This window comes from Streptomyces sp. NPDC058092 (genome assembly GCF_042884935.1).
Lineage (GTDB): Bacteria > Actinomycetota > Actinomycetes > Streptomycetales > Streptomycetaceae > Streptomyces.
In genome coordinates this window covers 147618-157642 of the sequence record NZ_JBHVSY010000019.1, presented here as the reverse complement: position 1 = coordinate 157642, position 10025 = coordinate 147618, and the positions used below count along the sequence as shown (strand labels likewise).

Here is a 10025-nt window from a genome sequence, read left to right as displayed (position 1 = left end):
GGCGCTGCTCAACACGCCCGCACCCCGCCACCACCTCGTCCACCAGATCAGGCGTAAACGCACGCGTTAACACTCCGAGAGCGATGCGATCCGAAGACCGCTCGCCCCCGACCGACTTCACCTGTCCCGGCCTTGGCACACTCAACACAACGAACCGACACCCTCAAAGTCACCGGTATTGGGCCTAGACGTCTTGTCAATAACAATTACCGCTCGGTGGCTTGCAGTTCGAGAGGGCTGGGCGATTCGTGCTGGACAGGGGGCGGTGGGTCGGCTGGGATGAAGGGGTGACAGCTGACACCGCGACCGACGTCTTCGAGGAGCACCGCCCCATGCTCACCGGGGTTGCCTACCGCATGCTGGGCAGGATCGCCGACGCCGAGGACGTCGTGCAGGAAGCGTGGCTGCGCTGGTCGCCGGCATCGCGCGAGGATGTGCGGGAGCCGCGCGCCTTTCTCGTAAGGATCACCACCCGACTGGCCATCGACCGACTGCGGCAGGCGAAGTCGCGGCGCGAGGCGTACGTCGGGCCGTGGCTGCCGGAGCCCCTGGTCACCGACTTCGGGCCGGCCGTGCCCGATACCGCGGAACTGGCCGTTCTCGCCGATTCCGTGTCGGTCGCCGTGCTTGTCGTCCTCGAATCGCTGTCACCTCTGGAACGCGCCGTCTTCGTTCTGCGTGAGGCCTTCGGTTTCCCGTACGCGGAGATCGCCGCCACGCTGGACCGGTCCGAGGCCGCGGTACGCCAGCTCGCGGGACGCGCGCGGCGCCATGTCGAGGAACGCAAGCCGCGCTACGACGTCGACCCGGCCCACCGCCGTGACCTTACGGAGCGGTTCCTCGTCGCGGCGGCAGGCGGCGACATCGAGGAGCTGATGGCCCTTCTCGCACCCGATGTGCGGCTCGTCGGTGACAGCGGTGGAAAGTCCAAGGCGCCGCTACGGGTCATCGAGAGCGCCGACAAGGTCGGCCGTTTCCTCTTCGCGGTCGTTCACGATCAGATCCCGGACCTCGACATCCGGTTCCTGGAGCTCAACGGCGGGCCGGGCCTGCTGGTGCTCTCGGGCGGAAGGCCCGACTCCGTCTTCCAGGTGGACGTCAGGGACGGGCTCATTCAGTGCGTATATATCGTTCGCAATCCCGATAAGCTCGCCAACCTGGCTGGAGAGTAGCCGCACATTCCGGCCGCCGGGACGCGCGCTTCCTGCTGTCGCAAGCACCTCCGTTTTGCACAGGAACTCCTCTGTCGCCCCTGCTCGAAGCCCCACGGTTCCCCGATGCCCCACGGCCTGGCCGTGGGGCCTTGTGCTGCGGGCGGCTCACGACACCAAGAACGTCCTGTGAACGCTCTGCGGCAGAGGTCCGTTTCGCTGCGTGACCGAAGGAGGATTGGTCTTGACCAAGGGTGTGTCCCGTCCTATGGTCTCAACGTTAAGACAGGAACCTTTAATAAATAACGTCGCGGAATAGCCGCTGGGCGATTGCGGAGGACAGGGTGGGGACCACGCAGCTGGAAACGGTGCAGGAGCCGAAGTACTGGCACCTCAAGACCGTGCTCAGTGAGGCACTCGACTCGGACTTTGCGGTGGGCGAGATCCTGCCCAACGAGCGTGAACTCGCCGCCCGGTTCGGAGTCGCCAGGGCGACACTCCGGCAAGCTCTGGAACAGCTCGAACTCGAAGGCAGGCTGCAACGTCGTCGTGGCGTCGGGACCACCGTCGCCCCGCCGCGCGTCGGGGTCGCCGTCTCCACGGCACAGCGTGACTGGGCCGGCGGCGGTGCCGACGAGGCATGGCAGCCCGTGGACTGCACGACGGCGATCGCACCGGCATCAGTGGTGGCCGTGCTCGACGTGGAGAGCGACGAGCCGGTGCACATCGTCCGCCGGATCCGGGTCACCCACGGACAGGCGGTCGCGGCGGAACTCCTGTACGTCCCGTCGTCCTCCGTGCCCGAACTCTCCGGGATCGACGCGCCGTCCGGCCCTGCCCGGGCCCGCAGTGTCCTGCGCGAACTGCACCGGCTCGGCCTCGACGGCCAGGACCGTTCGGTGGAGCTCGGCTCGGCGCGAGTGGACGATGCCAAGGAGCTCGACCGGCTTCCCGGCGCCCCCGTTCTCGTCGTCACCACCCGCTACCTCGCGGCGGGCGGCACCGCTGCGCTCTCCGTCGCCACTTACCGGGCCGACACCTGCCGGCTCACCTTCGGCGACTCGGGCGACCTGGAGATCAGCCATCACGGCCAGGAGCGCCAGGCCTCCTGACACGGCCGGCCCCGCCCGCCCGAGGCGTTCAGTTCGCGTACGGCCCGTCGCACTCAGCGGCGGGCCGTCACCGTTGCCTCCACAGCAAAGAGCTGCTCCTCGACATGGTCGAGAGCGAGCCGCAGAGCGCCCGTGGCCACCGCCGCTTCGCCGAGCAGCGACAGTGTGACCCGCGGCGGCCTGAGACAGTAGCGGGCCAGCTCACGGCGGAGCGGGTCCAGCACACCGTCCAGTCCCGCGGCCCAACCGCCGATCACCACCAGCTCAGGGTCCAGGGCCAGCACCAGCGCCGCGACATCGTGCACCAGACGCTGAATGAACCGCTCCACCGCCGCCTGCGCCCGGATATCGCCATGCCGTGCCTCCGCGAACACGGCGGCGACCGCAGGCTCGTCCAACGGGTCCAACGGCGTGTCCGTCGTCGACAGAAGCCTCTCCGGCGTCGCCTCGCGGCCGAGTAGATGCAGCGCGCCGATCTCCCCCGCCGCACCGCCGAAACCCCGGTGAAGCCTTCCGCCGATCAGCGAACCGGCGCCCGGGCTCAGCCCGGCCAGGACGAACACGATGTCGTCCGTTTCGGTGGCCGCACCCTTCCAGTGCTCCGCGACCGCCGCGGCATTGGCGTCGTTCTCCACGAGGACGGGGCAGCGGAAGGAGCGCCTCAGCCGCTCGCCCAGCGCCAGACCCGTCCAGTCCGGCAGTGCGGTGCCCAGCCGAACGGTCCCGTCGGCCTCCACGATGCCCGGGCTGCCGACGCCGACCGCACGCAGACTGCTCCGGGCCACACCCGTCCGCCGGAGAACATCGGCGACCACGGCCCTGACCTTGTCGAGCCGGTCGTCGGCGCAGGCCGTCTCCGACACCTCGCGTGAGCCCGCCCCGATGATCCGGCCGTCGAGCCCCGACAGCAGAGCGGAGATCCGATGCGGGCCGATCTCGATACCGAGCAGATGCCCAGCCTCGGCGCGGAACCGGAACCGGCGGGCCGGCCGCCCCTGACGCCGGGTCTCGCCGCCGTCGGGCACCGACTCGACGACCAGCCCGGCCTCGAAGAGCCCCTCCATGACGCCCTCGACCGTCGGCCGGGACAGACCTGTGATCCGGGTAAGGTCCGTGAGGGTGGGGGAGTCGGCGCCCCGGAGGGCATGCAGAACCACCGCGGAATTAATACGTCGCAGCAGCGATGGATCCCCACCGGTCAGCCGGCCCACGGTGTGTCCTCCCAGCTTGTGCGCATGTCAGGCGGATGGTACTCGCTGCCCGGGTACAGGGCGACCGTGGGCCGGAACGGACATCCGGAGGCGGCGGCCCTCAGCTCGGAGCGACGAACCCGGACTCGTACGCAGCGATCACCGCCTGGGTGCGATCCCTCGCACCCAACTTGGCCAGTACGGCGCTGACATGGGTCTTCACCGTCTCGACACCGACCACGAGCTTGGCTGCGATCTCCGCGTTCGACAGACCACGGGCCATCAGCCGGAGGACCGCGGCCTCCCGCTCGGTCAGCGATGCCCGGTCCATGGCCGCCCGCGCCTTGCTCGTGCCGTACTCGGCGGCGAGCTGCCGGACCGCCGCCGGGAACAACAGTGACTCGCCCTCTGCGACCAGGCGCACCGCATGCACGATCTCGGCGGGCCGGGCACGCTTGAGGAGAAAACCGTCCGCTCCGGCACGCAGCGCCTCGTACACGTACTCGTCGTTCTCGAATGTGGTGACCACCAGGATCTTCGGCGGATCCGGCACGGTGCGCAGCACCACCCGCGTCGCCTCGATGCCGTCCATCAGCGGCATCCTGACGTCCATGGCCACCACATCGGGGCGCAGCTGACGCAGCAACGGGATCACCGCGGCGCCGTCACCCGCCTCGCCCACCACTTCGATATCGGGCTGAGCCTCAAGCACCGCGCGCAGCCCCGCGCGGACGAGGGGTTCGTCGTCGACCAGAAGAACGGTAACCGGCATCAGGTCAGCCTAGGCCGTTCAACGGAAGGCTTGCGTGCACCCTCCATTCGCCGCCGTGCGCACCTGTCTTGGCTATTCCGCCCAGCAACGCGGCCCGCTCACGGATGCCCCGCAAGCCGCTCCCACCTCCAGGCGTACCCGCCGACGCGGTGAGTGGATTGGTCACCTCCAACTCCAGCCGGCCGTTGGTGACGCTGATCCGCACCCGGACGGGAACCGTCCCGGAGTGACGCAGCACATTGGTGAGGGACTCCTGAAGGATGCGATATCCCTCACGGGATACCGCCCCCGGAACCTGCTCCAGTGGACCGGACACATCCGCATCGATCTTCGCCCCCGAACCACGAGCGGAGTCCAGGAGCCGGTCCGCTTCCGCGAGCGTCGGCTGCTGTCCCACAGGAGCCCCCGATTCGCGCAGCACCCGCAGAACCCGCTCCAGGTCGTCGAGCGCGTCCCGGCCGGTCTCCTCGATCGCGGCAAGTGCCCGCTCGGTGAACTCCGGGTCGCGAGCCGCACGTGCCGCACCTGCCTGCACGACCGCGACCGTCAACGCGTGCCCGATCGAATCGTGCAGCTCCCGGGCGATGCGGTTGCGCTCCAGCAACTGCTCGGTGCGCTCCTCCAGGGCGGTCAGTCGCTGCACCGGCGAGGGGCCGAGGAGCCGACGTGCGGTGGCGGTGACGAGCTCGCCGCTCGCCACGACCACGGCCAGCAGCACCAGGATGGGCAGGGGCGCGAGCAGGGCGTACCACCAGTGCGGCTCCACTTCGCGGACCAGCCACTGGCCGCTCGGACCGGTGCCCGAGGCGGTGAGGACGAGATCGACCGCGGTCGCCGACAGCCACACCGTCGTGTACCCCACGACGACGGCGAGCAGCAGTCGTATCTCGAGCCACAACACGGTTCGCCAGCGATCCGACCAAGAGGTTGCAGCGGTTGCGGAAATCGTGGCGTCGGGCTCGCCCCGCTCCGCAGGCGTGAGCAGGAGCTGTGCCTGAACGCCCTCGGCCAGCCGCATGCCGGGCAACAACCCCACCGGCACAGCGAAGACCATGGGCGCCCACGGCGTGTCCATGGAGATGAAGAGCCACACGCTGCAGGCCGCCCCCGGGATGAGGAGATGCAACCATCGGGAGTAGGTGGCAGAGACGGCCAGCGGGCGGAGAAGACGGAACATGCTGCCATCGTGTCAGCCCGCACGGGTGCGACGGCTCCCCCGAGCGAGGGAGATGATCCCCGCCTCCGGGGGAGGCAAGGAACCCGGCGCGGCCGCGAGTCTGAGGACATGACCAGCATCGACGTCCATGAGCTCACAAAGGAATACGGCAAGACCCGCGCCGTGGACAGCCTCACGTTCAGCGTGCGCCCCGGTCGCGTCACCGGCTTTCTCGGCCCCAACGGTGCTGGTAAGTCCACCACCATGCGACTCGTTCTCGGCCTCGACCGGCCCACCAGCGGCACGGCCACGTTCGACGGGCAGCCCTACGCCACGCTCGACGATCCGCTGCGCCGGGTGGGCGCCCTGCTCGACGCGCAGGCCGCCCATGCTTCGCGTACCGCGCGGAATCATCTGCTGGCCCTCGCGGTCAGTAACGGCATGGGGGCGCGGAGAGTGGACGAAGTCCTGGAGGAGGCAGGCCTCGGCCAGGTCGGCGGAAAACGCATCAAGAAATTCTCACTCGGCATGCGGCAGCGGCTGGGCATAGCGGCCGCGCTGCTCGGTGACCCGGAGGTCGTGATGCTCGACGAACCGTCCAACGGACTGGATCCGGAAGGCATCATCTGGATCCGTGAGCTGATGAAGCGGCTCGCCCGAGAGGGCCGCACAGTCTTGGTCTCAAGCCATCTCATGAACGAGACGTCCTCGTTTGCCGACCACTTGGTGGTCCTCGGCCGGGGCCGGCTCCTTGCCGACCTGCCGATGCAGGATTTCCTGGACTCCCGCAGCCGGCCCCGGGTGCGAGTGCGCACGACCGAATCCACTCGCCTGCGCGATGTCCTGATCCGTAAGGGATATATGCCTGCGCACGATGGCGACGGGCGTTGGACCGTCGAGGGTGCCAAGGCCGGGGAAATCGGTGCGATAGCCGCCTCAGAAGGTATCGCCGTGCTTGAACTCATGGACGAGCAGGCCACGTTGGAACAGGCCTACCTCGACCTCACCGCTGACGCGATGGACTTCGCCGCCGCGGCGACCTCGTCCACGAACCGACAGGAGGCCTGACCGTGTCGACCACAGCAGTGCTGCGCTCTGAATGGATCAAGATCAGATCGGTGCGTTCCGTCATCGGATCCCTGATAGCAGTCCTTCTCGTGACGCTCGCCATCACCGTGCTCGTATTCGCCAGCGTCGGCCAGTCCGAGGCCGACAACGCTGACACAGAGCTGCTCTTCGGCGCCTTTTACGCATTGAACTTCGGCCAGATCGCGGCCATCAGTTTCGGGGCGACCGCGATCGCGTCCGAGTATCTCAACGGCGCTTTGCGGATATCACTCGCCGCCGTGCCGCGCCGCAGCGTCTTCTACGCGGCCAAGATGGCCCTCGTCGGTGTGCCGGCTCTCGTCGTCGGCCTTGTCACCAGCTTCAGCGCCTTTCTGGTGGGACAGATGTTCATGGGCAAGTACGCGATCGGCCTGGGGGAGTCGGGTGCCCTGCGGGCAGCCTTCGGTGGCGGGGTATATCTGGCCCTGATGGCTCTGTTCGCGGCCGGGTTGACGATACTGCTGCGCAGCGCTGTGGCTGTCCTCAGCCTTCTCATCCCGTTCATTCTCATCGTCTCCTTCGTGGTCGGAGATGTCGCGGGTGGGGCGGCGCAGTATCTGCCCGACCGGGCAGGACAGTTGGTGCTCCACCAGAACCCCACCGGCAGTCTCGGACCCTGGAGCGGCCTTGCCGTGACTGCCGCGTGGGCAGCGGCCGCACTGCTGGCGGGCTGGTGGGCGATCCGGCGCAGAGACGCATAGTCCGCTCCCGCGCCCCGCGTTCACGTCCATAGTCATGGCCGCGTCCGCGTCCGTACATCACCCCGCCTCATCGATGGGAGCCGAGCGTTGTGGTGACGGAGCTCTATCCGCCGCGACGTGCCCGGGCCGCTGCCCACTGAGACAGAACGCGGCAACCGCCGCTGCGTCCGGCAGGCATGCGTGGGTGGGATCGGGACCCGCTGTCCGTGACGGCCGCGCCGCGCCCCGCGGCAGGCCTCGGTGGCAGAATCGGCCAGTTGGGGGCTCGACCGTCCTACGGACTGGCTGGTCGAAGGCCGGGCAGGTTGCTCCTCCGGCCCCCTTGCTGTGGTCCGGCACGGATACCTCCACAGCACGATGACGGTCGTAGGCGTAGGCGTAGGCGTAGGCGTAGGCGTAGGCGCAGGCGCAGGCGCAGGCGCAGGCGCGGTCAGCGTCGCGGGTCGTAGTCACAAGGGCAGCCACAGCCACAGCGACAGCCGCAGTCATGCATAGCCACGAGCACCGTCGCAGCCACAGCTATGTGGCCATCGGTGTCGAGTCTTTGTGGAGTTGCCGAGGCTGTCGGGGTTCTTCGGTGGTGAGGGTGTTGGGCTCGACGAAGGCGCGGAGACGCCCGTACTCCTCCGCCATCGTCCGAGCGGTCCAGTGGGCGTTCAGGCCGCTGGGGTTGGGCAGGGCCCAGACGCGGGCGCCGCCGATCGTGTGGTCCTGCGGACCGATCCGGGCGGTCCGTCTGCCGAAGGCCGCGCGGTACGCGGTGACCCCCACGACGGCCAGCCACTGCGGTCGCAGTTGCTCGACCTTGGCCGCGAGAATCTGCCCACCTTCCCGGAACTCCTCGGTGGACAGCTCGTCCGCCCGTGTGGTGGCCCGGGCCACCACATTGGTGATGCCCAGGCCGTAACGCAGCAGCTCGGCCTGTTCCGCCAGCTTCAGCTGCCGAGGGGTGAAACCCGATCGATGGAGCACCGGCCAGAAGCGGTTGCCGGGATGGGCGAAGTGGTGGCCCGTCGCTCCTGTCATCAGGCTCGGATTGATCCCGCAGAACAGCACACGCAGGCCGCCCGCGACCACGTCGGGAACGGTGTGGTCGCGGGCGGCCTGGAGCTCTTCGGGTGTCATCCGGGTGCGGTAGCGGCCGTCAGAGGATGGAGCCCGGCGTGTAACCTGCGGCCTCGGGATGCTGCTTGGTGATCTCTTCGATGCGCGAGATCAGTGCGCTGACCTGGTCGCCCGCCGCCCCCGTGAAGGAGAGCTTGTCGGCCATCAGTGCGTCCAGCTGTGCGCGGTCCAGCGGGATGCGGTCGTCGGCGGCCAGCTTGTCGAGCAGTTCGTTGCGCTCTGCGCCCTGCTCGCGCATGGCCAGGGCCGAGGCGACCGCGTTCTCCTTGATCGCCTCGTGGGCGACCTCACGGCCGACACCGGCGCGCACCGCACCCATCAGGACCTTGGTCGTGGCGAGGAACGGCAGATAGCGGTCGAGTTCACGGGCGACAACGGCCGGGAACGCGCCGAACTCGTCGAGCACCGTCAAGAAGGTCTCCAGCAGACCATCGAATGCGAAGAACGCATCGGGGAGCGCCACGCGGCGGACCACGGAGCAGGACACATCGCCCTCGTTCCACTGGTCGCCCGCCAGTTCACCGGTCATCGACGCGTAGCCGCGCAGGATCACCATCAGGCCGTTGACGCGCTCGCACGAGCGGGTGTTCATCTTGTGCGGCATCGCGGACGAGCCGACCTGGCCCGGCTTGAAGCCCTCGGTCACCAGCTCGTGCCCGGCCATCAGACGGATCGTCTTCGCGACCGACGAGGGCGCCGCGGCCAGCTGTACGAGGGCGGTCACCACGTCGTAGTCGAGTGAACGGGGGTAGACTTGGCCGACCGACGTGAAGGCCTGGGCGAATCCGAGGTGCGCGGCGATGCGCTGCTCGAGGTCGGCGAGCTTTCCGGCGTCGCCGCCCAGCAGGTCGAGCATGTCCTGGGCCGTGCCCACGGGCCCCTTGATGCCCCGCAGCGGGTAGCGGTCCAGCAGGTCCTCGAGCCTCCCGTAGGCCACCAGGAGCTCGTCCGCCGCGGTAGCGAAACGCTTGCCGAGTGTGGTCGCCTGGGCGGCGACGTTGTGGGAGCGGCCGGCCATGACCAGCTCGCGGTACTCGCCGGCCAGCTTGCCGAGCCGGGCCAGGACCGCCACCGTGCGGTCGCGCATCAGCTCCAGGGAGAGCCGGATCTGAAGCTGTTCGACGTTCTCGGTGAGGTCCCGGGAGGTCATTCCCTTGTGGACCTGCTCGTGGCCGGCGAGGGCGTTGAACTCCTCGATACGCGCCTTGACATCGTGGCGGGTGACCTTTTCGCGCTCGGCGATCGAGGCCAGGTCGACCTGGTCGATGACACGTTCGTAATCGGTGAGGGCGGCGTCCGGCACCTCGATCCCGAGGTCCTTCTGAGCGCGCAGCACCGCCAGCCACAGCCGGCGTTCCAGCTTCACCTTCTGCTCGGGGGACCAGAGGACGGCCAGCTCCGTGGAGGCGTAGCGGCCGGCCAGGACATTGGGGATGCGAGGCTTCGCAGACACAGCAGTCACGTGTCCAGAGTTTACCTGTCGTTTTCAGCGGTTCGTGAGCGTCCACAAATTCCATAAGGTCCAGGTCAGAGGCTCCTGGATCACCGTCTCACACACAGCGTGTGAGACATGCGTGAGACGGGGTGGCCCCCGTGCGGGTGGCCGTCACCGCTCGGGCTGTCTCGGCGTGACGTTTGCGCTGGTCACCGGCTCGCAGGGTGCCGGGAGCCGAAACACCGGCGGAGGGCGTGACGGCTTCGCGTACCCGCT

9 protein-coding genes are annotated in these 10025 nt (G+C 68.5%); 4 read left to right on the top strand and 5 right to left on the bottom strand.

What is annotated here, in order from left to right; all coding sequences use genetic code 11:
• The first annotated feature begins 287 nt into the window (after positions 1–287).
• Positions 288–1172, top strand: coding sequence for an RNA polymerase sigma-70 factor (locus ACFVV1_RS28205; RefSeq protein ID WP_389994600.1), 885 nt, complete (start codon positions 288–290; stop codon positions 1170–1172).
• A 323-nt stretch (positions 1173–1495) separates the two neighbouring features.
• Complete coding sequence (locus ACFVV1_RS28200; RefSeq protein WP_389994597.1) at positions 1496–2263, top strand: GntR family transcriptional regulator; 768 nt, start codon at positions 1496–1498, stop codon at positions 2261–2263.
• Between the two features lie 53 nt (positions 2264–2316).
• Here the strand turns inward: ACFVV1_RS28200 and ACFVV1_RS28195 are convergent, their stop codons facing one another.
• From ACFVV1_RS28195 to ACFVV1_RS28185, 3 genes are all read right to left on the bottom strand, one after another.
• Positions 2317–3474 (bottom strand): ROK family protein, encoded by a 1158-nt coding sequence (locus ACFVV1_RS28195; protein WP_389994594.1) that lies wholly within the window; start codon positions 3472–3474, stop codon positions 2317–2319.
• Between the two features lie 100 nt (positions 3475–3574).
• Complete coding sequence (locus ACFVV1_RS28190) at positions 3575–4225, bottom strand: response regulator (protein WP_384449854.1); 651 nt, start codon at positions 4223–4225, stop codon at positions 3575–3577.
• A 4-nt stretch (positions 4226–4229) separates the two neighbouring features.
• On the bottom strand, positions 4230–5402 hold the full coding sequence (locus tag ACFVV1_RS28185) for a histidine kinase (protein WP_389994591.1): 1173 nt from the start codon (positions 5400–5402) through the stop codon (positions 4230–4232).
• A gap of 108 nt (positions 5403–5510) precedes the next feature.
• On the opposite strand from ACFVV1_RS28185, the gene ACFVV1_RS28180 reads away from it, so the two are divergent.
• Both ACFVV1_RS28180 and ACFVV1_RS28175 read left to right on the top strand, forming a co-directional pair.
• On the top strand, positions 5511–6449 hold the full coding sequence (locus tag ACFVV1_RS28180; protein WP_389994588.1) for an ATP-binding cassette domain-containing protein: 939 nt from the start codon (positions 5511–5513) through the stop codon (positions 6447–6449).
• A complete protein-coding gene (locus ACFVV1_RS28175) occupies positions 6446–7189 on the top strand; it encodes an ABC transporter permease (protein ID WP_389994627.1) in 744 nt (247 codons plus the stop codon). Before ACFVV1_RS28180 ends, ACFVV1_RS28175 begins: the two co-directional genes overlap by 4 nt.
• A gap of 519 nt (positions 7190–7708) precedes the next feature.
• Here the strand turns inward: ACFVV1_RS28175 and mug are convergent.
• Both mug and purB read right to left on the bottom strand, forming a co-directional pair.
• A complete protein-coding gene (gene mug / locus ACFVV1_RS28170) occupies positions 7709–8314 on the bottom strand; it encodes a G/U mismatch-specific DNA glycosylase (RefSeq protein WP_389994586.1) in 606 nt (201 codons plus the stop codon).
• Between the two features lie 19 nt (positions 8315–8333).
• A complete protein-coding gene (gene purB / locus ACFVV1_RS28165) occupies positions 8334–9776 on the bottom strand; it encodes an adenylosuccinate lyase (protein ID WP_389994583.1) in 1443 nt (480 codons plus the stop codon).
• Positions 9777–10025 lie beyond the last annotated feature (249 nt).

Excerpts from the sequence above, each read along its gene's own strand:
- ACFVV1_RS28190 (WP_384449854.1), bottom strand. The coding sequence starts at position 4,225 with ATGCCGGTTACCGTTCTTCTGGTCGACGACGAACCCCTCGTCCGCGCG.
- ACFVV1_RS28185 (WP_389994591.1), bottom strand. The coding sequence starts at position 5,402 with ATGTTCCGTCTTCTCCGCCCGCTGGCCGTCTCTGCCACCTACTCCCGA.
- ACFVV1_RS28180 (WP_389994588.1), top strand. The coding sequence starts at position 5,511 with ATGACCAGCATCGACGTCCATGAGCTCACAAAGGAATACGGCAAGACC.
- mug (WP_389994586.1), bottom strand. The coding sequence starts at position 8,314 with ATGACACCCGAAGAGCTCCAGGCCGCCCGCGACCACACCGTTCCCGAC.